General features: G+C 74.0%; 19 protein-coding genes. 6 read left to right on the forward strand and 13 right to left on the reverse strand.

What is annotated here, in order from left to right:
- Position 1: 1 nt before the first annotated feature.
- The 4 genes from AB0O00_RS09535 to bldG all read right to left on the reverse strand — a co-directional run bounded on the left by AB0O00_RS09535 (position 2) and on the right by bldG (position 2,417).
- On the reverse strand, positions 2–775 hold the full coding sequence (locus tag AB0O00_RS09535) for a small secreted protein (RefSeq protein ID WP_363649843.1): 774 nt from the start codon (positions 773–775) through the stop codon (positions 2–4).
- 123 nt (positions 776–898) lie between these two features.
- Positions 899–1,267, reverse strand: coding sequence for a cyclophilin-like fold protein (locus AB0O00_RS09540; RefSeq protein ID WP_363649845.1), 369 nt, complete (start codon positions 1,265–1,267; stop codon positions 899–901).
- A gap of 231 nt (positions 1,268–1,498) precedes the next feature.
- A complete protein-coding gene (locus tag AB0O00_RS09545) occupies positions 1,499–1,918 on the reverse strand; it encodes an ATP-binding protein (RefSeq protein WP_363649846.1) in 420 nt (139 codons plus the stop codon).
- 157 nt (positions 1,919–2,075) lie between these two features.
- On the reverse strand, positions 2,076–2,417 hold the full coding sequence (gene bldG, locus AB0O00_RS09550; protein ID WP_363649848.1) for an anti-sigma factor antagonist BldG: 342 nt from the start codon (positions 2,415–2,417) through the stop codon (positions 2,076–2,078).
- 223 nt (positions 2,418–2,640) lie between these two features.
- Between bldG and AB0O00_RS09555 the strand changes: the two genes are divergently transcribed.
- Positions 2,641–4,995: a DEAD/DEAH box helicase gene (locus tag AB0O00_RS09555; RefSeq protein WP_363649850.1), complete on the forward strand. Its 2,355-nt coding sequence runs from the start codon at positions 2,641–2,643 to the stop codon at positions 4,993–4,995.
- Positions 4,996–5,127: 132 nt separating this feature from the next.
- Here the strand turns inward: AB0O00_RS09555 and AB0O00_RS09560 are convergent, their stop codons facing one another.
- The 7 genes from AB0O00_RS09560 to ssd all read right to left on the reverse strand — a co-directional run bounded on the left by AB0O00_RS09560 (position 5,128) and on the right by ssd (position 10,926).
- Positions 5,128–5,589 carry an Rv3654c family TadE-like protein gene (locus AB0O00_RS09560; RefSeq protein WP_363649852.1) on the reverse strand — a complete coding sequence of 154 codons (462 nt, stop codon included), beginning with the start codon at positions 5,587–5,589 and terminating at the stop codon, positions 5,128–5,130.
- Positions 5,577–5,927: a TadE family type IV pilus minor pilin gene (locus tag AB0O00_RS09565; RefSeq protein ID WP_363649854.1), complete on the reverse strand. Its 351-nt coding sequence runs from the start codon at positions 5,925–5,927 to the stop codon at positions 5,577–5,579. The genes AB0O00_RS09560 and AB0O00_RS09565 overlap by 13 nt, the downstream gene beginning before the upstream one ends.
- A gap of 40 nt (positions 5,928–5,967) precedes the next feature.
- The gene (locus AB0O00_RS09570) at positions 5,968–6,135 is read right to left on the reverse strand and encodes a DUF4244 domain-containing protein (RefSeq protein WP_363649879.1); all 168 of its coding nucleotides are present in this window, start codon (positions 6,133–6,135) and stop codon (positions 5,968–5,970) included.
- 248 nt (positions 6,136–6,383) lie between these two features.
- A complete protein-coding gene (locus tag AB0O00_RS09575; protein WP_363649857.1) occupies positions 6,384–6,995 on the reverse strand; it encodes a type II secretion system F family protein in 612 nt (203 codons plus the stop codon).
- Positions 6,996–7,150: 155 nt separating this feature from the next.
- Positions 7,151–8,278, reverse strand: a complete 1,128-nt coding sequence (locus tag AB0O00_RS09580; RefSeq protein ID WP_363649859.1) for a type II secretion system F family protein — start codon at positions 8,276–8,278, stop codon at positions 7,151–7,153.
- A gap of 132 nt (positions 8,279–8,410) precedes the next feature.
- On the reverse strand, positions 8,411–9,802 hold the full coding sequence (locus tag AB0O00_RS09585; RefSeq protein ID WP_363649861.1) for a TadA family conjugal transfer-associated ATPase: 1,392 nt from the start codon (positions 9,800–9,802) through the stop codon (positions 8,411–8,413).
- Complete coding sequence (ssd, locus tag AB0O00_RS09590) at positions 9,802–10,926, reverse strand: septum site-determining protein Ssd (RefSeq protein WP_363649863.1); 1,125 nt, start codon at positions 10,924–10,926, stop codon at positions 9,802–9,804. The genes AB0O00_RS09585 and ssd overlap by 1 nt, the downstream gene beginning before the upstream one ends.
- Positions 10,927–11,638: 712 nt before the next feature.
- Between ssd and AB0O00_RS09595 the strand changes: the two genes are divergently transcribed.
- The gene (locus AB0O00_RS09595; protein ID WP_363649865.1) at positions 11,639–12,538 is read left to right on the forward strand and encodes an HAD-IB family hydrolase; all 900 of its coding nucleotides are present in this window, start codon (positions 11,639–11,641) and stop codon (positions 12,536–12,538) included.
- A gap of 457 nt (positions 12,539–12,995) precedes the next feature.
- Here AB0O00_RS09595 and AB0O00_RS09600 read toward each other — a convergent pair whose 3' ends face one another.
- A complete protein-coding gene (locus tag AB0O00_RS09600; RefSeq protein ID WP_363649867.1) occupies positions 12,996–13,886 on the reverse strand; it encodes an oxidoreductase in 891 nt (296 codons plus the stop codon).
- 232 nt (positions 13,887–14,118) lie between these two features.
- Here AB0O00_RS09600 and AB0O00_RS09605 point away from each other — a divergent pair, with 232 nt between their 5' ends.
- The 3 genes from AB0O00_RS09605 to acs all read left to right on the forward strand — a co-directional run bounded on the left by AB0O00_RS09605 (position 14,119) and on the right by acs (position 20,259).
- The gene (locus tag AB0O00_RS09605) at positions 14,119–15,126 is read left to right on the forward strand and encodes an ATP-binding protein (protein ID WP_363649869.1); all 1,008 of its coding nucleotides are present in this window, start codon (positions 14,119–14,121) and stop codon (positions 15,124–15,126) included.
- Between the two features lie 446 nt (positions 15,127–15,572).
- On the forward strand, positions 15,573–17,960 hold the full coding sequence (locus tag AB0O00_RS09610) for a SulP family inorganic anion transporter (protein ID WP_363649871.1): 2,388 nt from the start codon (positions 15,573–15,575) through the stop codon (positions 17,958–17,960).
- A 316-nt stretch (positions 17,961–18,276) separates the two neighbouring features.
- A complete protein-coding gene (gene acs / locus AB0O00_RS09615) occupies positions 18,277–20,259 on the forward strand; it encodes an acetate--CoA ligase (RefSeq protein ID WP_363649873.1) in 1,983 nt (660 codons plus the stop codon).
- Positions 20,260–20,359: 100 nt separating this feature from the next.
- Here acs and AB0O00_RS09620 read toward each other — a convergent pair whose 3' ends face one another.
- Positions 20,360–21,691 (reverse strand): serine hydrolase domain-containing protein, encoded by a 1,332-nt coding sequence (locus AB0O00_RS09620; protein ID WP_363649875.1) that lies wholly within the window; start codon positions 21,689–21,691, stop codon positions 20,360–20,362.
- Between the two features lie 398 nt (positions 21,692–22,089).
- On the opposite strand from AB0O00_RS09620, the gene nhaA reads away from it, so the two are divergent.
- Positions 22,090–23,547, forward strand: a complete 1,458-nt coding sequence (gene nhaA, locus AB0O00_RS09625; RefSeq protein WP_363649877.1) for a Na+/H+ antiporter NhaA — start codon at positions 22,090–22,092, stop codon at positions 23,545–23,547.
- Positions 23,548–23,714 lie beyond the last annotated feature (167 nt).

Below are 23,714 nucleotides of genomic sequence, written 5' to 3' on the forward strand. Positions count from 1 at the left end.
GTCAGCTCGCGCTGGGCGCGGGCGTGGACGGGGTGGACGGGGTGGACAGGGCGGCCGTCGCGCCGGCGGCGGTCGCACCGGCGGCGGGGGCGGCCGCCGGGCTGCCGCTGCCCGTCGCGGCCGGTGCCGGAGTGCCGCTGGGCGCGGCGGAGGGGGCGCCGGTCGCGCCGTCGGTCGGTGTGCCCGTCGCCGGGGCGGTCGCCGGGACCGTTCCACTGCCGCCCGGGGCGGTGGTCGCGGACGGCTTGCAGCCGTCCTGCTTGGCCATGGCCGCGCCGAGTTCGCCGCGCTGGAGCTTGCCCTGCGCCTGGGTGGACAGGGTGGCCAGCTGCTGCACCTGGTCGGCGACGCTGCGCAGGCCGTCGGCGAACTTGGCCTGGTCGGCGCTGGACAGCGCGTCCAGCTTCTTCTGGACGTCCAGGTAGCCGTCGGCCGCCTTGTTCAGCTCGGCGACGGTGCCCTTCTGCAGGTTGGCGCCGTCGTCGACCTTGGGCGCCCCGGCGGCGTCGATGGCCTTCGCGATGTCCTGGTTGGTCTTGGCAAGGTGCCCGATGTCGGCGGAGAGCCGCTTCTGCAGGTCGGCCGGGACCTCGCCGGTCTTCACCTGGCCGGTGTCGGCGAGCGCGCTCTGGGCCTGGGCGATCGGGTCCTTGGCGGCGCCGCAGACGGTCGACGCCCAGGACTCCAGCTGCTTGCTGTTGTCGTCGCCGCAGCCGACGGCGCCGAACGCGAGCAGCGCGCCGAGGGCGGGTACGGCCAGCAGTCGCTTGTTCACCGGGAGAAGCCTTTCGGTTCGGTCGTCTTCGGTCGTCGAACCTACACGGCCACCGATCGGCCCCCGGTTCCCGGCCGCCCCGGCCGCCCCGGCCTTGGTGGCTCAGCCCGACTCGGGTCGGGCTCAGGCCCGTTCGACGCGGATCGGGTCGCCCGGCCGGACCGTCCGCAGTACTTGGGCGTCACCGTCCAGTACGCCGAGGATGTTGCAGGGGCTGGCGAGCCGGCATTCGTCGCCGCGCGAGATCGGCGTCGGCCCGTACGGCAGCGCGAGGCTGTCGCCGTCCGTCCAGAACGCCACGGTGCCCGGCTCGACGACCTGTTCGGCGTCGTCCTCCCGGAGCACGCTGACCGGCGTCCCGAAGTAGACCTCCTCGCCCCAGGTGCTGGCCGACGAACTGATCGGCAGCTCGGCCCAGAGCGCCTCGGTGGTGGGGGTGGTCCGCAGGGTGGCGGTCGCCTGACCGGCCGGCCACAGAATGCGTATCCGCATGGTCGTCCTCTTCCGCGACAGATCCGATCGTCGAACGTCGATCGGACCCGGTCGTGCCGGAAGCAGCGAACCGCCGGATTCAACACTTTGTCAACGGGATCCCGAGGAGATCCCGAGGAATGGACGCACGGCGACCCGCCGAGACGCCGGGGCCCGAGAGAGACGCCGGGGTTTGGGAGAGGCGCCAGGGCCCGGGAGTGGCGCCAGGGCCCGGGAGTGGCGCCAGGGCCCTCAGACCGCGACGGCGTCGACCGAAACCGGCCAGCTCATCCGGATCAGGCCACCGTCCGTGCCGTTGGTGACCTCCAGGTCCTCGACCAGACCGGTGATCACGGCCAGGCCCAGGGTGTCCTCGTCCGGGTCCCCGCCCTCGGCCGCGCCGGAAGCCGGGACGGCGGACGAGCCCGCCTCGTCCTCGACCTCGATGAGGAAACGCTTCTCCTGGTCGGTCAGCGCCACCCTGACGGTGCCGCCGATGCCGCCGCGCTGGTGCAGCCCGACCGCGCGGGAGCACGCCTCACCGACCGCGAGCCGTACCTCGTCGAGCACCGACTCGTCGACCCCGGCCCGTCTGGCGACTGCCGCGGCGACCAGCCGGGCCGTGCGGACGTGCTCGGGAAGCGCGCTGAATCGAAGTTCGACGGTTGCCATCTCTCCCCCTCGGGGTGCTCCGACCGGGGCCGACGCCGCGGCCCCCGCGGGCCGGCCGAACCGGCCCCGGTGCAGCCGGGACGACCGGGGCTAGGAGCCCCGAACACCCCGACCGCGTGAATCGGGCGGGCCGGCCACGAGGACCGGCCCGGCCGCGTCAGTCGGTCGCGTTGACCGCGTCCTCCACCGAGGTGTGGATCGGGAAGACCTTGGTCAGGCCGGTGATGCGGAAGATCTTCAGGATGCGCTCCTGGTTGCACACCAGGCGCAGCGAGCCCTCGTGGGCACGCACCCGCTTCAGACCGCCCACCAGCACGCCCAGACCGGTCGAGTCGAGGAAGTCCACGCCCTCCATGTCGACGACGAGGTGGTACTTGCCGTCGTTGACGAGCTCGACCAGCTGCTCCCGCAGCTTCGGGGCGGTGTACACATCGATCTCGCCGCCAACCTCGACGACCGTACGATCGCCGACTGAACGGGTCGACAGGGACAGGTCCACGGAACCTCCAGCACCTTGCCTTGCTACGTCATGTGCGTTCCTCGGCCGGACGGCCGCCACCGCATGGTCGCGAGCCCGGGGCGCGCCCAGCCAACGCGTGGCAAGCCTCGGCGCTGCGACCCACGGCCATACGGCCGTCACGGCCACATTCAACCACCTGCGACCATGCCCGCACGATGGCTTACGACGATTCTCCGTCACGCCGGTGACACACTGGGTCCCCATGCCGCCCCGACACAGCCTGCCCGAGGCACTGCTCACGACCCTGTCCACCACCAGGGGGCGGTCCGACCGGCTCACCCATACGGAGCACCTTCCCGCCCGACCTGCGCGTTATGCGCCTTGGCCCGACCCGATCCGCTCCGAGATCGTGGCCGCCGCGCGCACCGTCGGGGTGGAACAGCCCTGGGCGCACCAGGCGGAAGCCATGAACCTGGCCAAAACCGGCCAGACTGTGGTGATCGCCACAGGGACCGCCTCGGGCAAGTCGCTCGGCTACCTGGCCCCGGTCCTGAGCGATCTGCTGGACGGCACCGAGGCCCGCAACGGCCGCGGCGCGACCGCCCTCTACCTCGCCCCGACCAAGGCGCTCGCCGCCGACCAGCGCCGCCGCGCCGCCGAACTCGCCCCGCCCAGGGTCCGGGCCGCCCTCTACGACGGCGACACCCCGCCCGAGGAGCGCGAGTGGGTCCGCCAGTACGCCTCCTACGTGCTCACCAACCCGGACATGCTCCACCGGGGCATCCTGCCCGCCCATGCCCGCTGGTCCTCCTTCCTCAAGGTCCTGCGCTACGTGGTCGTCGACGAGTGCCACACCTACCGGGGCGTGTTCGGCTCCCACGTCGCCCAGGTGCTGCGGCGGCTGCGCCGCATCTGCGCCCGTTACGGTTCGTCACCCACCTTCCTGCTCGCCTCCGCCACCACCGCCGACCCGGCCGCCACCGCCGGACGGCTGACCGGCCTGCCCGCCGTCGCCGTCACCGAGGACGCCTCCCCGCGCGGGCCGATGGTCTTCGGCCTCTGGGAGCCGCCGCTGACCGAGAACGTCGGCGAGCACGGCGCGCCCGTCCGCCGCACCGCCACCGCCGAGGCGGCGTACCTGCTCACCGACCTCGTCGAGCAGCAGACCCGCACCGTCGTGTTCGTCCGCTCCCGCCGGGCCGCCGAACTCGTCGCCCTGCAGGCCCAGGACCAGCTCGGCCGGCCGCTCGCCGACCGGGTGGCCGCCTACCGCGGCGGCTACCTCGCCGACGAGCGCCGGGCCTTGGAGCGCGCCCTGCACAGCGGCCGGCTGCTCGGCCTGGCCTCCACCTCCGCCCTCGAACTCGGCGTCGACGTCTCCGGCCTCGACGCCGTCCTGATGGCCGGTTACCCCGGCACCCGGGCCTCGCTGTGGCAGCAGGCGGGCCGGGCCGGACGGGAGGCCCAGGGCGCGCTCGCCGTCCTGATCGCCCGGGACGACCCGCTGGACACCTACCTGGTGCACCACCCCGAGGCGCTGTTCGCGGCGCCCGTCGAGGCCACCGTGCTCGACCCCGACAACCCGCACGTCCTCGCCCCGCACCTGTGCGCTGCCGCCGCCGAACTCCCGCTCACCGACGCCGACCTGGAGCTGTTCGGCCCCTCCACCGCACCGCTGCTGCCCGTCCTGGAACGCCGCGGCCTGCTGCGTCGGCGCAGCGACGGCTCCTGGTACTGGACCCGCCGCGAACGCGCGGCCGACGCCGTCGACCTGCGCGGCAGCGGCGGCAGCCCGGTGCAGATCGTCGAGGCCGCCACCGGCCGGCTGCTCGGCACGGTGGACGCCTCCGCCGCCCACACGACGGTCCACACCGGGGCCGTCCACCTGCACCAGGGGCGCACCTTCCTGGTCCGCGAACTCGACCTGGAGAACTCCGTCGCCCTGGTCGACGCGGCCGACCCGCCGTACTCCACGGCCGCCCGGGACATCACCTCCATCTCGGTGCTCGACACCGACACCACCGTCCACTGGGGCGAGGGCCGGCTCAGCTTCGGTTCGGTGGAGGTGGTCAACCAGGTGGTCGGCTACCTCCGCAAGCGGATCTCCACCGGGGAGATCATGGGCGAGAGCAAGCTCGACCTGCCGCCCCGCACGCTGCGCACCCGGGCGGTCTGGTGGTCCGTCACCGAGGACCAGCTGCTCGACGCGGACATCCCGCTCGACCGGTTGCCCGGCGCCGCCCACGCCGCCGAGCACGCCTCGATCGGGCTGCTGCCGCTGTTCGCCACCTGCGACCGCTGGGACATCGGCGGCGTCTCCGTCCCGCTGCACCCCGACACCGAGCTGCCCACCGTGTTCGTCTACGACGGCCACCCGGGCGGGGCCGGCTTCGCCGAACGCGGCTTCCAGCGGGCCGTCCAGTGGCTGACGGCCACCCGCGAGGCGATCGCCGCCTGCGAGTGCGAGCGCGGCTGCCCGTCCTGCGTGCAGTCGCCCAAGTGCGGCAACGGCAACGACCCGCTGGACAAGGCCGCGGCCGTCCTTCTCCTGGACGTCCTGCTGGCCGGCGCTCCGGAGGTGGCGGACGGGGCGCCCGGCCCCACCGGCACGGGCTGAACGGGCCCATGAGCCCTCCTCCACTCGCGCGACGACGGCCCGAACCGGACCGGCGCGAGCCCGACCGCCTCATGAGCCCTCCTCCGCCGCCGTAACTGCGGCCCGAACCAGACCGGCGCGGGCCCGACCACCTCATGAGCCCTCCTCCACCGCCGCGACGGCGGCCCGAACCGGTCCGGCCCGGGCCCGGGCTCGGGCCGGACCGACCGGGAGCCGCACGGGCAGCCCCGCGACGGGCACTTCGGCCACCACCTCGACGGCGTCCTCGTCCCGGTCCACCACGCAGGACACCAGGCCCGCTCCCTGCGCAGCGACGATCCCGACGGCCCGACCGCAGCCGCCGTCCGGGTCCAGCAGCAGCCGGTCCGCCGACGCGAGGGCGGCGAGGTCGGCCGCCGCCTCGGCCCGGTGCCGGGCGACGACGACCGCACCGACCGCCATCGTCGCCGCGAACACCGAGCAGCCGAGCATCGCGAAGGCCACCAGCCAGACCGTCGCCGAGCCGGCGTCCACCGACCCGCCACGCCCGCGCGCCGCAGCGGCCCGGGACCGCACTCGCACCGCCGTCGGCAGCAGCCGGGTCAGGTCGGCCATGCCGTTCCTCCTCCCACCAAGACGTCCTCCCGCGCCGCCACCGCGGCGGCGCTCAGCCGTACCGAGAGCAGGCCCGCGAGCCTGCCCGGCGCCCCGCAGGGCGCCTCGACGGTGACCCGCACGGTGTCGGCCGCCAGGGCGACCTCGACCTGTGCCCCGGGCGGGGCCGCCGCACGGGCGACCGCGACGGCGTCGGCCTCCCCGCGGGCGGCGGCCCGGGCACCGACCCGGGCCGCGTCCACGCACCGGATCTGGGCCGCCGCCGCGAGCACGCCCCAGATCAGCAGCGCCGCGAGCAGCACCAGCGCCGGCATGGCCACCGCCGTCTCCGCCGTCACGAACCCCGCGTCACCGCGCGCCCGGCCGCTCCCACGCCCCCTACGTCGCATGGAGCGCCCGCTCCAGCAGATCGGTCAGCGCCCCGGTGACGGTCGCACTAGTCACCACCTTGTAGAGCCCGGCCGCGAGCGCACACGCGCCCAGCGTCCCGACCGCGTACTCCGCCGTGGTCATCCCGGCGTCCGACCGGCCCCTGGCCCTGACCACCCGCCGGACCCGGCGTGCCGCCCAGCGTCCTCGCCGCCTCCAGCCGCCGGGCAACGGCCGGGCCGGAAGAGCGTTCACGAGCCGGGGTGCGATCACAACAGCCATGGTTTTCTCCTTCGTTGGTTTCGGATGCATGCGATGGATTGAGTTGACGAGGCGGGTCGTAGGGAGGACTGGAGACGTGACGGGTGCGGTGGACACCGATCCGCCGGCCTCCGTGATCGACCTGCTGGAACCCGCCCGGCCCCTCACCCCGCCAGTGCGAAGCGACTGGTCAGCCCCACGACGACCGGCACCACGCCGATCAGCACGAAGGCCGGAAGGAAGCAGAGCCCGAGCGGCGCGGTGGCCAGCACCCCCGCCCGGCGGACCCTGGCGTGGGCAGCCCGGCCGGCCGCCGTCCGCCGGGCGTGGGCGAGCCCGATCAGCGGCTCGGCCACCGGGGAGCCGCCGACGCTCGTGCGGACCATGCAGCGGGCCAGCGCTGCCAGCGAGGGGTGCTGCTCGCCCAGCCGGTTCCAGCACAACTCCGGCGGTGCGCCCAGGGCCAGTTCGGCTCCGATCGCCACCAGCCGGGGCCCCATCGGGGCGCCCACACTCCGCCCGACCGCCAGGACCGCCACGGAGGGCGAGGCCGCCGAGCCGAGGCAGGCCGCCAACAGCTCGGCACTCAGCGGGAGTTGCCGCGTGAGCAGCTCCTCCTCCAGCTCTGCCCGTCGATCGGCGGGCGACCGCGCTCGCGCCAGCGCCCGGTAGGCGCCCACCGCCAGAACCACCCCCACGAGCGGGCCGAGGCCACCGCCGAGCAGCAGAGCGGCTCCAGCACCCGCCAGGACCGCCATCGCCGCCCGCCGAAGCACCCCATCAGTGTCCCGTGCCAGCGGCGTCGGCCGCACCGACCGCGCCACCGGAAGTCGCCTGGAGAGCCTGGCCGAGGCGCGGCGCCGCCCCGCCCACCGACGCGCCGGCGCAACTCCCGCCGCCGCAGCGGCCGTCAGGACCGCCAGGGCCCACATCACCCCGTCACCGCCTCTGCCCTGACCGCCCCGTGGCTCACGCGCGGCCTGCGCCAGGCCCGTCGCCGCGACAGACCGCTCAACGCCCGCCCAGCGCCCAGGACTCCCCGCTCGCCACGCACTCGCCCGAAGCGGCGCGTGGAGGCCTTCAGGGCCCCGAGCCGCACTCGCCCGGCCTTCGGCGCCCCGGCCGTCCACGAGCCCGGCCCGGTACCGCCGCTCCCCGGGCCCGCAGAGCCCTCCAAACCGCCCCGAGCCGCCACCCGCACGATCCGCGCCGTCCAGGCAACACCCAGCCCTTCCAATCCCGCGCCCACTACGAGACACCCGAGCCCGGCGGACGTGTGCAGGAGAACGTCCAGCGGCCTCGCCCCCATCGCGGTGCCCAGCAACAGGCCCGCCGCCGGCAGCGCCGCCAGGACGGCGATCGTCGTTCGCGGACCGGCCAGTTCACCGGCGATCTCCTCGGCGAGCGCCTGCTCACCGCGCAGCGCCTCCGCGACCCGGTCCAGCGCGGCGGCCAGCCCGGAACCCCCGTCGGACGCGACCCGCCAGCAGGCCGCGATCGACGCCGCCCCACTCCCGCCCGGGAGTTCGGCGAGCAGGTGGAGCGCGGCAGGCACGTCGCCCCCGTACCGGCCGGCCGCCAGCCGCGCCACCGGCTCCTCGCCCAGTCTGCGCAGGACCTCGGGATCGTCCGCGATGCGCGCCGTCACCACGTGGAGCGCCTGCTCCGGCGTCAACCCACTGCGCAACTCCCCTGCCAGCCCGGCGCAGAGCTCGACCACACCGGCTACCCGGCTCTTCGCCTCCGCCGCCAAGGCCCGCCGCAGCCGCCACCGCCGGAACGGCACCACGGCCAGCACACCGACGAGCACCGGCACTGGCGAGCTCGTGGCATACCCGGCCGCCAGTCCCCCGGGAAGGACCAGCAGTTCGGGGGCCATCCACTGTGGCGGGCGCGGCGCACCCACCGGCCTCATTGGCGGCACCGGCGGCCCGGCACCGGCCAGCACCAGCCTGGATCGCCGCCCACCCGGTAGCTGCTGCTGCACCACATGCCACCCGCCGAGCGCGACCACGCACAGCGCCACGGCCCACCACAGCGCGATCTGACTCTCGATCATCCTGTGAACCTCCTTGTCATCGGCCTTTCCTGCCCCAGTCCCCCAGCAGCGCGAGGGCGCCCACGGCGAGCACACTCAGCAGCAGGACGAACCCGAGTTCCGCCGCCCGCACGCCCGCCCCCGCGAGCCCCGTCACGGCGGCCCCGCCGAGAGCGTGACGCCGCGCGCCGCCAGCAGCCCGACCAGCCGCTCCCAGCCCGCCTTCGGGGCCATGCCGCCCTCTGTCGTGAACTCCACCGCCGGGATCGTCACGGCCAGGCCGTCGCGGTCCCCCGCCAGCGTGTGGATCTCGGCCACCCGGCGCCGCCCCGAGCCCGGCTCCCGGACCAGGTGCACCACCAGGTCGAGCGCGGCCCGGAGTTGGCTGTGCAGCGCCGGCCGGTCGAGCCCGGCGAGCGAGCCCAGAGCCTCCAGCCGCACCGGCACGTCCGCCGCCGTATTGGCGTGGACCGTCCCGCAGCCGCCCTCGTGGCCCGTGTTCAGCGCGGCCAGCAGGTCCGACACCTCGGCCCCGCGCACCTCGCCGATCACCAGCCGGTCGGGCCGCATCCGCAGTGCCTGCCGGACGAGGTCCCGGAGGGTGAGCTCGCCGAGCCCCTCCTGGTTGGGCGGTCTGCTCTGCAGCCGGACCACGTGGGGATGAGCCGGCTGCAGCTCGGCGGAGTCCTCGGCAACCACGATCCGCTCGTCCGGGCCGACGAGGCCGAGCAAGGCCGCGAGGAGCGTGGTCTTGCCCGTCCCCGTGCCGCCGGACACCAGGAGCGACAGCCGGGCCCGCACGATGCCGGCCAGCAGGTCGGCGCCCTCCGGCGGCAGCGCCCCGCCCGCCACCAACTCGGCGAGCGTGAACGGCCGGGGCCGGCAGACCCGCAGCGAGATGTGCGTGCAGCCGGCCGCGATCGGCGGCAGCACGGCGTGCAGCCTGGTGCCGTCCGGGAGGCGGGCGTCCACCCAGGGCCGGGCGTCGTCCAGCCGCCGCCCCGCCGCGGTGGCCAGCCGGTGGGCCAGCCGTCGCACCGCCTCGGCGTCGGCGAAGCGGACCCCGGTGGCCCGGTGCAGGCCGCCGCCACGGTCGACCCACACCTCCTCCGGACCGTTCACCAGGACGTCCGTGACGTCGGGCGCCGCCAGCAGCCGGTCCAGCGGGCCCGCACCCACCAGTTCGGCACGCAGGGAGCGCACGGTGTCCAGGACCTCGTCCCCGCCGAGCGGCGGCCGCGTGGCCCGCAACGCTGCGGCGACCGAACCGTCCGTCGGGGCCGCGCCCGACTCGGCCAGCCGCAGCCGGACCGCGTCCAGCAGCGCCGCCGTCCGCTCCTCCCGCGCCGTCCGCCCGTAGGGGCACGGACGGGACTGCTCCGGCGGCCCGTCGGGCGGCGGGACGCTCCGGAGCAGCCGGTGCTCCCGCGCACCACCGCCCCCAGCGCCGCCCCGGCCGAGCGAGCCGCCCGGACCCCCGGCCCCGCCGGCACCACCGGCGCCACCCGGGCCGGACCCGATCCCGTTTCTGCGCAGACGGACCATCAGTACACACCTCCTCCGACCGCCGGCACCGGCGGCAGCACTTCGTCCAGGAAGGTCGCGCAGAAGCGCGCGAGCGGGCCGCTGTCCCGCGTTCCGGGCGGGACGCCCTTCTCGACGTCCTCGGCCAGCCCGGGCTCCGGCTCCAGCTCTCCCGCGAGCTCCAGCCGCAGCCCGCGGGCGATCCGCCCGGCCGGGAGGCCGCGCACGCGCAGCGGACGCACCACCGCCCGGACGTCCCCGAGCCGCATCCGGGCCGCCGCCGCGACCCGGTCGGCGGCGGCCACCGCCCGCAGTTCGGCCGGGACCACCAGCAGGGCCAGGTCGGACTGCTCCAGCGCCTGCCCGGCCGCCGCGTCGAGGTGGCGCGCCACGTCGACCACCACGAGCCCGCCGCGCCGCCTGGAGGCCGCCAGGACGCTGCGCATGGCCTCGGGCGGCACGGCCAGGGTGTCGCCGCGGTCCCACGAGAGGCAGGACAGCCTGGACGGCCGTTTGAGCGCCGGCAGCGCGCGGGCCAGCTCGGCCCCGCTGACCCGGCCACGCGAGCCGGCCAGATCGGGCCAGCGCAGCCCGCGGGCCGTCTCCCCGCCGAGCAGGATGTCGAGGCCACCGCCCAGCGGATCCCCGTCGATCAGCATCGTCCGCCGCCCGGACCGCGCCGCGGTGACGGCGAGGGCACACGCAAGGGTGGAGGCCCCGGCCCCGCCGCGGCCGCCGAGCACCGCGACGGTGAGCGCCGGCGGCCCGACGCCCTCGGCCGCGTCGGCGATGCGGTCGAGCAGCCAGGCCTCGGCGTCGGGGAGGAACAGCACGTGCTCGGCGCCGAGTTGGACGGCTCTGACCCACACCTCCGGGTCGTCCAGGTCCAGTCCGAGCAGCAGGACCCCGGCGCGCCGGGGCAGCCCCGCGCACAGGGCCACCCGGTCGTCCCCGACGAGGACCAGCGAGGAGCTCTCCCAGAGCCCGCGCGGCGGCGGGGCGCCCCTGATCAGCTGCGGGTCGGTGCCCGCGGCCGCGCAGAGCCGCAGCAGGTGCTCGGCGAGGCGCTCGTCCCCGGTGAGGACGAGCGGCCCGGTGGGCCCGGGCCCCTCGACGGTGGTGTGACCGGTGATCGGCGTCGACATGGTGGTCTCCCCTCCGCGCCGCCGCCCGCTCCTCGCGGCCGACGGCGCACGTCCGACGGTTGCGGCGGACGGCCGCCGGGAGGACCCGGGAGAGGCCCTGAAGGAGGCCCCGACGACCGCCGCCGAACCTCACGGTGGAGGCTGATCCGGATTCCGTCATCGGGCTTCCGAATCCCTGTGGACAACTCGACGCCTGTGGATAAATACGTTCACCCGGGCGGGGGGCTAATGGGCCAAGAATTGACGAACCGGGATCACGGAGATGAACCGGGGACTCCGGCGGCACTTACCGCGCGACCTCGCCGGACACGTCGCACGGACCTGTCCCGGCACTCGGCGCCACTTCGGCGGGGGCGGCGAGTGGCCACCGGCAGGCATGAGCAAATGGCGACGCAGAGTGACGAAAGGTGGTGGACGGACCCCGGTGCCGACACCCCCTGTACACCTCGGGCAGTCGGCCGGGCACACCCGCCGCGAAGGGCCTTCAAGCCCTGAAAATGGCCCCGGACGTGCGACGACCCCCGCCGGGGGGGAGAGCGGGGGTCGTCTATCCACAGCCCGACTCGGGGGGGAGGAGCCGGACCGGGTTAGCACGGTCGCGAACGATCCGTGACTTCCATGGTGTACCCGAGAGGCCAGAAACACAAACCCGCACGCCCACGAGTACGCCGAATGGCGGGGTGTTTTGCAGCTCCCTCTATCCTCGGTTCCCGTGGACACCACCGAGAACGCCGACGACCGCGCCGACGACTCCGCGGACGGCACCACCGGACCCGCCGAGGCTCCCGCCACCGCCCGCCACCGGCCGGGCGGCACCCGCACGGCGGCCTTCTTCGACCTGGACAAGACCATCATCGCCAAGTCGAGCGCGCTGGCCTTCAGCCGGCCGTTCTACCAGGGCGGCCTGATCAACCGTCGGGCCGTACTACGCAGCGCGTACGCCCAGTTCGTGTTCCTCGTCGGCGGCGCGGACCACGACCAGATGGAGAAGATGCGCGAGTACCTCTCGTCGCTCACCCGGGGCTGGAACGTGCAGCAGGTCCGGGAGATCGTCGCCGAGACGCTCCACAACCTGATCGACCCGATCATCTACGACGAGGCCGCCTCGCTGATCGAGCAGCACCACGCGGCCGGCCGCGACGTGGTGATCGTCAGCAGCTCGGGCTCCGAGGTGGTCGAGCCGATCGGCGCCCTGCTCGGCGCGGACCACGTGATCGCCACCCGGCTGAAGATCGAGGACGGCTGCTACACCGGCGAGATCGAGTACTACGCCTACGCCGAGAACAAGGCCGCCGCCATCCGGGAGTTGGCCGCGGTCGAGGGTTACGACCTGGCCCAGTCCTACGCCTACAGCGACTCCTCGACCGACCTGCCGCTGCTGGAGGCCGTCGGCCACCCGTCCGCCGTCAACCCGGACCGCGCGCTGCGCAAGGAGGCGGCGGCCCGGGAGTGGCCGGTGCTGGTCTTCGACAAGCCGGTGGAACTGCGGCGGCGGCTCCCGGAGTTCTCCGCCCCGAGCGGCTCGGTGCTGACCGCCGTGGCGGTCGGGACGGCCCTGCTGACCGCCGGCGTGATCTGGTACCTGGCCCGGCGGCGCCGGCCGACCGCCTGACGCCCGGGGCCGGCCACCCCGGACCCGCCGTTCAGGACCTGATCACTCTCCGCGTTTGGGACAAAACGGGCAATTGCCGCAGACTTCCCGTTTCGGGTTCCCCTTTCGCCCGAAACGCGATACAAATGAAGCACGGCCCGCGAGACCCGGTCAGGACCGAAGAGGTCAAACCGACAACGCAGTTCAGGCCCCACGGACCGCGCGTACAAGTAGCCGAGCACCCACATGCAGCCGACCCGCTGTCGGGCCGCCGGACCAGACGAACGGGCAGGATCCCCGTCTGATCGGCACTTCCGGTGCATGCTTGGTCACCCGGCACCTGTACCAGCGGCGGCACCCGGCAGGATCAGGTGCCGCCGCATCTTCGCGTCCGGGCAAGGCCGTTCAGGGCTACGAGCCCCTGCGAAGGCCCGGGGTTCCGAAGATCCCCGCGAGCCCCCGCGGGCGCTCCGACCGGTCAGACCATCCCGCGCTGCATCGCCTCGCAGACCGCCGTGCTCTCCCGCACGCCGAGCCGCAACGCGCGGCCGCAATGGGCGATCCAGGCCGCCATGCCCTCCGCCGTCCCGGACAGGTAACCGGCCAGTGCCCGCCGGTAGGCGTCCGTCCCGAGCTCGGCGAGGCCGACCTCGGCAGGGCAGATCGACTTCGGGTCGAGCCCCTCGGCGATCAGCACGATCCGCTGGGCGGCCCGCGCGATCACCCCGTTGTAGGCACCGAACGGGCGCAGCGCGAGCAGCTCCCCGTGGACCACCGACGCGACGACGAGGGCCGGCGTCCCGACGCCCTGCCCCTCCGCGCGCGCGACCAGCAGGCGCGAGAGCTGGTCGAGGCGCGCGGCGACCTCCTCGGCCCCGGGCGCGGGCGGCAGCACCGGCAGCGGCGCGTCCACCACAACGGCCTCGACGCTCTCCACCGGCTCCAGGTCGAGCGGGAACAGCTCCTCGGCCGCCTCCCCCGCCCGCCGCGGACGGCCCGCGGACGGGTCGGCGTCGCCGACCGCGAGCAGGTGCAGCCGGGCCAGCACCTGGAGCGGCGAGTGCCGCCAGATGCTGAGCAGCTGGCCGGCCTCGGCGGCGATCCGCAGGGCGGCGCCGACCTCGCGGGCCCCGTCGTCCGCGCTGAAGTCGCTGCGGCGCCGGACCTCCTCCAGCGGCCAGTCCGCCCCGGCCAGCGCCGCGGAGGCGCGGGCGCCGCGCAGCGCGGACTCGGATGTGACCTCGGCCGCGCGGCGGCGCATCACCCGGTGGCCGTAGAGGCGGTCGACGGCCTTGCGCACCTCGGCCACCGCGTCGGGCACCCCGGGGAGCTGGGCCAGCGGGGCGAGGGGATCTGTTCCAGTGCTCACCTACCCGAGAGTAATGAACCGGCCGCCCCTCCCGGAACAGCAACCCCGCATCACCCATTAGAGGCAATCCTCACTTCCCGTCCACGGGGACGCCCAAACCCCGGCTAGCATGGCTGCTATCGGAGACGATAACGATTTCCAGTTACGTCCCGGCGCCAGTTGAGCTCCCAGGGCGAGGCCCGGGGGCGGCACCCCCGGAGCGAGAGCCCCCGAGCGAGAGCCGGAGTCCCAGATGAAGATCGCCTTCGTCGGCAAGGGCGGCAGCGGCAAGACGACGCTGTCCGCGCTGTTCATCCGCCACCTGGCCGCCACGGGCCGGCCGGTGATCGCCGTCGACGCCGACATCAACCAGCACCTGGGCCCCGCGCTCGGCCTGACGGACGATCAGGCCGCCGCGCTGCCCTCGCTAGGCGCCCACCTGCCGGAGATCAAGGAGTACCTGCGCGGCAGCAATCCGCTGATCGGCTCGGCGGACGAGATGATCAAAACCACGCCGCCCGGCCGGGGCTCGCGCCTGCTGCGCATCGTCGAGGAGAACCCGGTCTACGCCGCCTGCGCGTGGCCCATCGCCCTGGACGAGGGCTCGGTGCGGCTGCTCGCGACCGGCGCCTTCAGCGAGGAGGACCTCGGGGTGGCCTGCTACCACTCCAAGGTCGGCGCGGTCGAGCTGCTGCTCAACCACCTGGTGGACGGCCGTGACGAGTACTTCGTCACCGACATGACGGCGGGCTCCGACTCCTTCGCCTCCGGCCTGTTCACCCGCTTCGACCTGACCTTCCTGGTCGCCGAGCCGACCCGCAAGGGCGTCTCGGTCTACCGCCAGTACAAGGACTACGCCCGTGACTTCGGGGTGCACCTGCGGGTGATCGGCAACAAGGTGCAGGGCCCGGACGACCTGGAGTTCCTGCGCCGCGAGGTCGGCGACGACCTGCTCACGACCTTCGGGCACTCGGACTGGGTGCGGCGCCTGGAGCAGGGCGCCGAGCCTCCGCTGAAGAGCCTGGAGCCGGCCAACCGGGCCGTGCTGGAGCAGTTGCTGACCGAGGTCGACGGCGCCCACGACCGGCGGGACGCGCGCCGCTACACCGACCAGGCCGTGCTCTTCCACCTGCGGAACGCGGAGAGCTGGGCCAGCGCCAAGGTCGGTGTCGACCTCGCGACGCAGGTCGACCACGGTTTCGTGCTGGGCGAGTTCGCCCACGACGGCGAGCGGCCCGCCCCGGCCGGAGCGCCCGCCTGACAGGTCGGCGCGGGCCGGCCGCGCCGGCGGACGGCACCCGAACGGGCCGTGTCCTCCCCCTGAGACTGGGAGGACACGGCCCGTTCGACGTGTCCGGGGTGCCCACCAGCAGATTTGCAGGCATTCGAACACCACCCGATGGGGTGAATCAGGGGCTTTTCCCCTTCCGTCCCGGCATGACTGCGTGCAAAGCTTTCATTACCCTCGGTTTACCGAGTCTTGATGGTCCGTCCCGACGGCCCTCCGCGAGGCCTCCCGCTCCTCGCTCGGGCCCCTGGCGGGCCCTGATGGTCAGGTCCGGCCGGTGACACCCGCACTCCCCGCCGCGCCCGCACCATCCCGCCACACCGTCGCGACCCACGACAGCCGATCCGCCCCGGAGCCCCACGACCGGACTCACCGCCGGACCTGACTGCGTTCGTTCCCCCGGACAGACGGGAAAAGCAATGACCCTCGACATCTCCAGCGCCCCCATCGCCTCCGACACGACCGACCACGCGCCACCGGGTCCCGACCCCCGGGTCCGGTGGATGCAGGACCTCTCGGCCTCCGTGGTGGTCTTCCTGATCGCCGTGCCGTTCTCCCTCGGCATCGCGCTCGCGACCGGGGCCCCGCTCACCGCGGGCCTCGCCGCAGCCGCCGTCGGCGGCATCGCCGTCGGACTGCTCGGCGGCACGCCCCTCCAGGTCAGCGGCCCCTCGGCCGCACTGACCGTGATCACCGCCGGGTTGATCGCCCAGTACGGCTGGCGGGCCACCTGCGCCATCACGCTCGCGGCCGGGCTGCTCCAACTCCTTCTCGGCGCGCGCCGGGTGGCCCGCACCGCGCTCGCCGTCTCGCCCGCCATCGTGCACGGCATGCTGGCCGGGGTCGGGCTCGCCATCGCCATCGCCCAACTGCACGTCGTGCTGGGCGGCTCCCCGCAGAGCTCCGCGATCGCCAACATCCTCGCGCTGCCCGGACAGTTGGCGGGCCCGCACCCGCCTGCCGTGCTGATCGGCGCGGTGACCGTGGCCGTCCTGCTCGGCTGGCCGCGGCTCGGCCGACTCCCCGGCCGCGCGGGCACGTTGGGCGCGAAGCTGGCCAGGCTGCCCGGTCCGCTGGCCGCCGTCGCCGTCGCCACCTCACTCGCCACCGCGGCCGACCTCCCGCTCGCGCACATCGAACTGCCCTCCTGGCAGCCGCACTCGTTCGTCCCGGCGCTCCCCCACGGTCCGCTCGCCGGAGTGGTCGCCGCCGTCCTCACCGTCACCGCCGTCGCCAGTGTCGAGTCGCTGCTCTCCGCCGTCGCGGTCGACCGGATGTCCCGCCGCACCGGCGACCTCGACCGCGAACTGCGCGGCCAGGGCGTCGCCAACATCGTCAGCGGCCTGATCGGCGGACTCCCGATCGCCGGAGGCGCCGTCCGCAGCACGGCCAACGTGCGCGCGGGCGGGCAGACCAGGTGGGCGTCGGTCCTGCACGGCGTCTGGGTGCTCGCGGCCGCGGTGGCGCTCACCGGCGGGCTGCGCCGGATCCCCCTGGCCGCACTGGGTGCGCTGGTACTGGCCGTGGGGCTCCAGATGATGAGCTTCGCGCACATCCGCAAGGTGCACCGGCACCGCGAGTTCCCGGTCTACCTGGCCACCGGGCTGGGCGTCGTTGTGTTCGGCGTGCTGTGGGGCGTGACGCTCGGCGCCGCCACCGCCGTCCTGCTCGCGCTCTACCGGCTCACCCGCGCCCACGTGGACGTGCTGGCCGGCCCGGACGGCAACGTGACGGTCCAGACGCACGGCCCGCTCACCTTCACCGCGGTGCCCCGGCTTAGCCGGGCCCTGGCCGGGATCCCCGCCGACGCCGACGTGACGGTGGTCCACGACGGGTCCTTCCTCGACCACGCGGCGTACGAGACCCTGCACAGCTGGCGCTCCGGGCACCAGGCCGCAGGCAGCCGGGTCTCGATGGTGACGAGGCGCCAGGACGACGAGGTACTCGACCCCGACGGGACGGTCCGCGCCGGCAGCTCCCCAGGCCCGCACCGCTGCCGCGCCTGGACGCCCTGGGTGGGCCACCACTGCATCGAGCAGCAGGAGGACCCCCACGGCCGGCTGCTCGACGGCGTCCGGGTGTTCCAGCAGCACACCGCCCCGCTGATCCGGCCCGAACTCGCCCGGCTGGCCCGGGAGGGGCAGACGCCCTCCCAGCTCTTCCTGACCTGCGCCGACTCGCGGATGGTCACCAGCATGATCACCAACAGCGGCCCGGGCGACCTCTTCACCGTCCGCAACGTCGGCAACCTCGTGCCGGCCCCGTTCGAGCCCGGCGCCGCCGACGACTCGGTGGCCGCCGCGGTGCAGTACGCCGTCGAGGCACTGGAGGTGCGCTCGATCACGGTCTGCGGCCACTCCGGCTGCGGGGCGATGAAGGCGCTCCTGGACGGCGTCCACGAGCGCCCCGGCACGCCGACCCCGCTGACCCGGTGGCTGCGCAACGGCCGCGGCTCGCTGGACCGGCTCCGACGGGCCCCCGCCGAGTTCGCCGACCGGCCGGTGGTGGACCTCGCGGAGCAGCTCTGCATCACCAACGTCATCCAGCAGCTGGACCAGCTGATGGCGAATCCGGCCGTGGAGCGCCGGGTCGAGGAGGGCACCCTGCGCCTGGTCGGGATGTACTTCGACTTCGCGACCGCCCAGGCGTACGTCCTCGACCGCGCGGCCGGCACCTTCAGCCCGGTCGAGGCGCGTCCGGGCACGACATCGGGCGCACCGGCGGTGTGCCCGCCCGAAGGAGCGAGCAGGATTCCGGACCGGGGGCCTGTCGCGGGCAGTGAGGAGGATCCCCAGCTGGCCGCCTGAAAGCCGGGTCCGTGTCCCCGCCGGGCGGGCCGGGGCACGGACCCACCTCCCAGGGACCTCTGTCCCTCCCTCCAACCCGCCAACGTTCTCCCGACGTCTTCCCGCAGGCCCGCGGCGGCCATCGGGGCCGCCGCGGCAGGGGTCCGAGCGGCCCGTCCACGACGACGTCCGTTCGACTCTCGGTCAAAGGTCTACACCAATTCCCGGGTCCCTCTTGTCAAGTGGGCTGTTCGCCTGGTGAGCTGTGCGCTGGGACACACGGGACAATCCCCACGCACGGGATCGTTCCAGATCATGACTCGATGAGGAGTGCGTGTTGAGCAACGAGAGCCTGGCCAACCTGCTCAAGGAGGAGCGTCGGTTCGCTCCCCCGGCAGAGCTCGCCGCAGCGGCCAACGTCACCGCGGCCGCGTACGCGCAGGCCTCCGAGGACCGCCTGGGCTTCTGGGCCGAGCAGGCCCGCCGCCTGGACTGGGCCACCGAACCCACCCAGACGCTCGACTGGTCCAACCCCCCGTTCGCCAAGTGGTTCGCCGACGGCACCCTCAACGTGGCCTACAACTGCGTCGACCGCCACGTCGCCAACGGCCTGGGCGAGCGCGTCGCCATCCACTTCGAAGGCGAGCCCGGCGACAGCCGCTCCATCACCTACGCCCAGCTCAAGGACGAGGTCTCCCAGGCCGCCAACGCCCTGCTCGAACTCGGCGTCACCAAGGGCGACCGCGTCGCGATCTACCTCCCCATGATCGCCGAAGCCGTCATCGCCATGCTCGCCTGCGCCCGCATCGGCGCCACCCACTCCGTCGTCTTCGGCGGCTTCTCCGCCGACGCCGTCGCCTCCCGCATCCAGGACGCCCAGGCCAAACTCGTCATCACCGCCGACGGCGGCTACCGCCGCGGCAAGCCCTCCGCACTCAAGCCCGCCATCGACGAAGCCCTCACCAAGACCGAAGGCGTCGAACACGTCCTGGTCGTGCGCCGCACCGGCCAGGAGACCGCCCTCACCGAGGGCCGCGACGTGTGGTGGCACGAGATCACCGCGCGCCAGTCGACCGAGCACACGCCCGAGGCGCACGACGCCGAGCACCCGCTGTTCATCCTCTACACCTCGGGCACCACCGGGAAGCCCAAGGGCATCCTGCACACCTCCGGCGGCTACCTCACCCAGGCCGCCTACACCCACCACGCCGTCTTCGACCTCAAGCCCGACACCGACGTGTACTGGTGCACCGCCGACATCGGCTGGGTCACCGGCCACTCCTACATCGTCTACGGGCCGCTCGCCAACGGCGCTACCCAGGTCGTCTACGAGGGCACCCCCGACACCCCCCACCAGGGCCGGTTCTGGGAGATCGTCCAGAAGTACGGCGTCACGATCCTCTACACCGCGCCCACCGCGATCCGCACGTTCATGAAGTGGGGCGACGACATCCCCGCCAAGTTCGACCTGTCCTCGCTGCGGGTGCTGGGCAGCGTCGGCGAGCCGATCAACCCCGAGGCGTGGGTCTGGTACCGCGACCACATCGGCGCCGGCAAGACCCCGATCGTCGACACCTGGTGGCAGACCGAGACCGGCGCCATGATGATCAGCCCGCTGCCCGGCGTCACCGAGACCAAGCCCGGCTCCGCCCAGCGCGCGCTGCCCGGCATCGCCGCCACCGTCGTCGACGACAACGGCACCGAAGTCCCCAACGGCTCCGGCGGCTACCTCGTCCTCACCGAACCCTGGCCCTCCATGCTCCGCACCATCTGGGGCGACGACCAGCGCTACATCGACACCTACTGGTCCCGCTTCGGCCCCAGCCAATCCACGCCTGGCGGCGGGTGGCGCTACTTCGCGGGCGACGGTGCCAAGAAGGACGAGGACGGCGACATCTGGCTGCTCGGCCGCGTCGACGACGTCATGCTCGTCTCCGGCCACAACATCTCCACCACCGAGGTCGAGTCCGCCCTCGTCGGCCACTCCTCCGTCGCCGAGTCCGCCGTCGTCGGCGCCACCGACGCCACCACCGGCCAGGCCATCGTCGCCTTCGTCATCCTGCGCGGCGGCATCACCGAAACCCCCGAACTCGTTGAGGAACTGCGCGCCCACGTCGGCCGCACGCTCGGCCCGATCGCCAAGCCCAAGCAGATCAAGGTCGTCGGCGAGCTCCCCAAGACCCGCTCCGGCAAGATCATGCGCCGCCTCCTGCGCGACATCGCCGAAGGCCGCGAGGTCGGCGACACCACCACCCTTGCCGACAGCACCGTCATGACCCAGATCCAGGCCCAGCTCCCGCCCGCCGGCAGCAACGGCTGAGCGCGCTGACACCTGAGTGAGGCAACGGGCGGTGCCCCGGGCGGTGAGAACCGTCCGGGGCACCGTCGTCGTACGGGCACGTCCGTCATGGACGCGCCCGTCACCGGCGCGCCCGTCGGACGGACGCGGCTGTCGGCCCTTCGGCCGTCTCCGGCCCGCCGAGCCCGTGCCGCCCACCCGAGCAGCCCGGTCCGTCCAGCCCGGTCAGACCGGTAAGACCGGCCAGATCCTCCGGTCCCCGCCGCTGCGCGGCCAGGGTGCGCAGGGTCTCGTACGCGCTCTGGACGAAGCCGCGGCTGCGCAGCGACCGTGCCTTGGCCATCACCGCCAGCCCCACCTGCGCGTGCGGGCTGAAGCTGGCGAAGGCGGTGAAGCCGCGGGTGGAGCCGGCGTGGAACACGAGTTCCTCGCCGTCGTCCACGTCCGGGTCCGGGCCTGCGGGCACCGACCGCTGGTTCCAGCCCAGGCAGATCCGGGTGGTACCGCCCCTGCGCCGCCCCGCCCGCGGCCGGCGGACCTCGCCGAGCGCCGTGCGCAGCGCCGCCGCGTCGGCCCGCTCCGGGAGCGGGACGGCGTCCAGCGACAGGTGCGCCTGGAGGTAGCGGAGCATGTCGTCGGCCGTCGAGCGCAGCGCCGCCGCGCCGGGCAGGGCGGGCAGCCGGAAGGACGGCACCCGGCGCCCGCGCCGGTACCCGGTGACCTCCTCCCGGCCGGGGCCGCTGGAGGTGTCGACCAGGCCGAGCGGGCCACAGACCCGGACGGCCAGCAGGTCGTCGTAGCGCTGCCCGGCGGCGTTGGCCAGCAAGAGTCCGAGCAGTCCGCAGCCGAGGCTGGAGTAGCGCACCTGCGTGCCGGGGGTTCCCCGAACGGGGGTCCGCGGCAGGGCCCTGAGCAGGTGTGCCGGTCCGAACGTGGCGTACGGGCTGGTGAACCACCGGGGTGCCATCGCGGGCAGCAGGCCGACCGGCAGCCGGGGCAGGCCCGAGGTGTGGGTGGCCAGGTGGAGCAGGGTGATCGGCCGCTCGTGCGGGTAGCCGGGGGCGGCGTCGGCGGGCAGGTAACGGTCGATCGGATCGTCGTACCGCACCTCGCCCCGGGCGGCCATCTCGGCGAGCAGCAGACCGGTGAACGTCTTGGTCACGGAGCCGAGTTCGAAGCGGGTGTCGGCCCGGACCGGGCGCTGGCCGGAGCGGTCGGAGCGCCCCCGGCAGACGACCGTCCGTTCGTCGCCGCGGATCACCGCGACGGCGACTCCCCCGCCGGGACCGGCCGCGTGGAACAGCGGGCGGAGCAGGTGGTCGAGGTCGGCGGGGAGCTCGGGTTCATCGGGTTCATCGGGGCCTGAGGGGCTGCCGGAGCTGCCGGAGCTGCCGGGACTGTCGGGATTGCCGGGGCTGCCGGAGCTGGCTGACCTGGGCAGATCGGCGGCCACGGGTGTCTCACCGGGTAAGAGGGGCGGTCTTGGCATGGGGGTGCCTCCAGAGCGGCTGCAGGGGAAACGGGAATGACGGGAGATGGGCGTCCGAGCCCGGATCGGGCGGCGGCGGACGCCTGCACCCGACGATAGGAACGCGTTCACTCGTCTGCACGCGGCCGGGGCCATTCGGGTGCGGCGCCGGTGCTCCGCGAGGGTGCAGAACGCAGCGCCAAGGCTTAAGTCCTTAGGTAGGACATTCCGGATGTCACTCGAACGTTCCCGTTAGACTGCTAAAGACGCATCAAGATCCTCGAACAGGAATCCGGGCGTCACAGGGCGCGCCGGGAAGTCTGGTCGGCACTTGCACCACGTGTGCATCCGTTTGCCGTTCCCAGCCCGCAGGAGGTCCGAGCGTGACCCGACAGCCGCCCGCCAATGAGCCGACGACCCGCCGTCGGCAGCTCCTCGGCCGGTTGCCGCTGCCCGAGCGCACCTACATCACCGACGCGCTGCGCACCGAGACGGTCGGCGGCATCCTGCTGCTGGCCGCCGCCGTGGTCGCGCTGGTCTGGGCCAACGTCTGGCCGGGCGCGTACGAGAGCGTCCTCGACCACACCGTCGGCCCGTCCGCGCCGCTCCACCTCGATCTGACGCTCGGCGACTGGGCCAAGGACGGCCTGCTGACGATCTTCTTCTTCGTCGCCGGCATCGAGCTCAAGCGCGAGTTCGTCGCGGGCGAGCTGCGCAGTCCCAGCGCCGCCGTGCTGCCCGTCGTAGCCGCGGTCTGCGGCGTCGCGCTGCCCGCGATCCTCTTCGCCCTGGTCAACTCGGGCAGCGGCGGCCACCCCGGCGGCTGGGCGATCCCGACCGCCACCGACATCGCCTTCGCCCTCGGCGTCCTCGCCGTCGTCGGCAGCCACCTGCCCTCGGCGCTGCGCGCGTTCCTGCTCACCCTGGCCGTCGTCGACGACCTGATCGCGATCCTGATCATCGCGATCTTCTACAGCTCGGGCATCAAGTTCTGGGCGCTCGGCCTGGCCTTCGTCGGACTCGCGCTGTTCTGGTTCCTGCACCGGCGCGGGGTGCACGGCTGGTACCTGTTCGTGCCGCTGGCCTTCGTCAACTGGGCGCTGATGCACGAGAGCGGCGTGCACGCCACGGTCGCGGGCGTCGCCATGGGCCTGATGCTGCGCTGCCACCGCGAGGGCGACGAGGAGCACTCCCCCGGCGAGCACATCGAACACCTGGTCCGGCCGCTGTCGGCCGGGCTGGCCGTGCCGGTGTTCGCACTGTTCGCGGCCGGTGTGACGATCTCCGGCCCGGCGCTGCGCGAGGTGTTCACCCAGGCCACGCCGCTCGGGATCGTCATCGGGCTGCTGGCCGGCAAGACGGTGGGCATCTTCGGCGGCACCTGGCTGGCCGCCCGGTTCACCCGGGCGGAGCTGAACCCGCAGCTCAAGTGGGCCGACCTGTTCGCGGTCTCGGTGCTCGCGGGGATCGGCTTCACCGTCTCGCTGCTGATCAGCGAGCTGGCCTTCCCCGGGAACCTGGCGCTCGCGGACCGTTCGAAGACGGCCGTCCTGGTGGGCTCGGTGCTGTGCGCGGCGGTTGCCACCGTGCTGCTCAAGCTCCGCAACCGGCACTACCGCGCGCTGTGCGAGGAGGAGGACCGGGACTCGGACGGCGACGGCGTCCCGGACGTCTACCAGTCGGACGACCCGGCCTGGCGGGCCCGGGTGGCCGAACTCGCACCGCACCTCGCCGACGACCGGCAGCACCCCGGCAACGCCGCGCGAGGCACCGGCCCAACCGCCGGCTCAACCGTCAACCCAACCACCGGCCCGACCACCGGCCCGGGCGCGGCCCACTGAGGCCCACCGGTTCCCCCCGTCCCGACGACCGGCTCCACCCCGGAGCACCGGAAGGTTGCTGAGGGTCGCTCAGGGCCCCCGTGGCCCGCTCCGGCGTCCGCCCGGCGCTCCCGACACCCACGAGGACCCTCCCGGGGCCACAAGGCCCCTCCACGGGCTCCACGGGG

The sequence above is a fragment of the Kitasatospora sp. NPDC093558 genome (assembly GCF_040683475.1).
Classification (GTDB): domain Bacteria; phylum Actinomycetota; class Actinomycetes; order Streptomycetales; family Streptomycetaceae; genus Kitasatospora.

Bases quoted from the DNA above. Each gene is read 5' to 3' on its own strand.
- AB0O00_RS09540 (WP_363649845.1), bottom strand. From the start codon at position 1,267: ATGCGGATACGCATTCTGTGGCCGGCCGGTCAGGCGACCGCCACCCTG.
- AB0O00_RS09545 (WP_363649846.1), bottom strand. From the start codon at position 1,918: ATGGCAACCGTCGAACTTCGATTCAGCGCGCTTCCCGAGCACGTCCGC.
- AB0O00_RS09555 (WP_363649850.1), top strand. From the start codon at position 2,641: ATGCCGCCCCGACACAGCCTGCCCGAGGCACTGCTCACGACCCTGTCC.
- AB0O00_RS09560 (WP_363649852.1), bottom strand. From the start codon at position 5,589: ATGGCCGACCTGACCCGGCTGCTGCCGACGGCGGTGCGAGTGCGGTCC.
- AB0O00_RS09580 (WP_363649859.1), bottom strand. From the start codon at position 8,278: ATGATCGAGAGTCAGATCGCGCTGTGGTGGGCCGTGGCGCTGTGCGTG.
- AB0O00_RS09585 (WP_363649861.1), bottom strand. From the start codon at position 9,802: ATGGTCCGTCTGCGCAGAAACGGGATCGGGTCCGGCCCGGGTGGCGCC.
- ssd (WP_363649863.1), bottom strand. From the start codon at position 10,926: ATGTCGACGCCGATCACCGGTCACACCACCGTCGAGGGGCCCGGGCCC.
- AB0O00_RS09605 (WP_363649869.1), top strand. From the start codon at position 14,119: ATGAAGATCGCCTTCGTCGGCAAGGGCGGCAGCGGCAAGACGACGCTG.
- AB0O00_RS09610 (WP_363649871.1), top strand. From the start codon at position 15,573: ATGACCCTCGACATCTCCAGCGCCCCCATCGCCTCCGACACGACCGAC.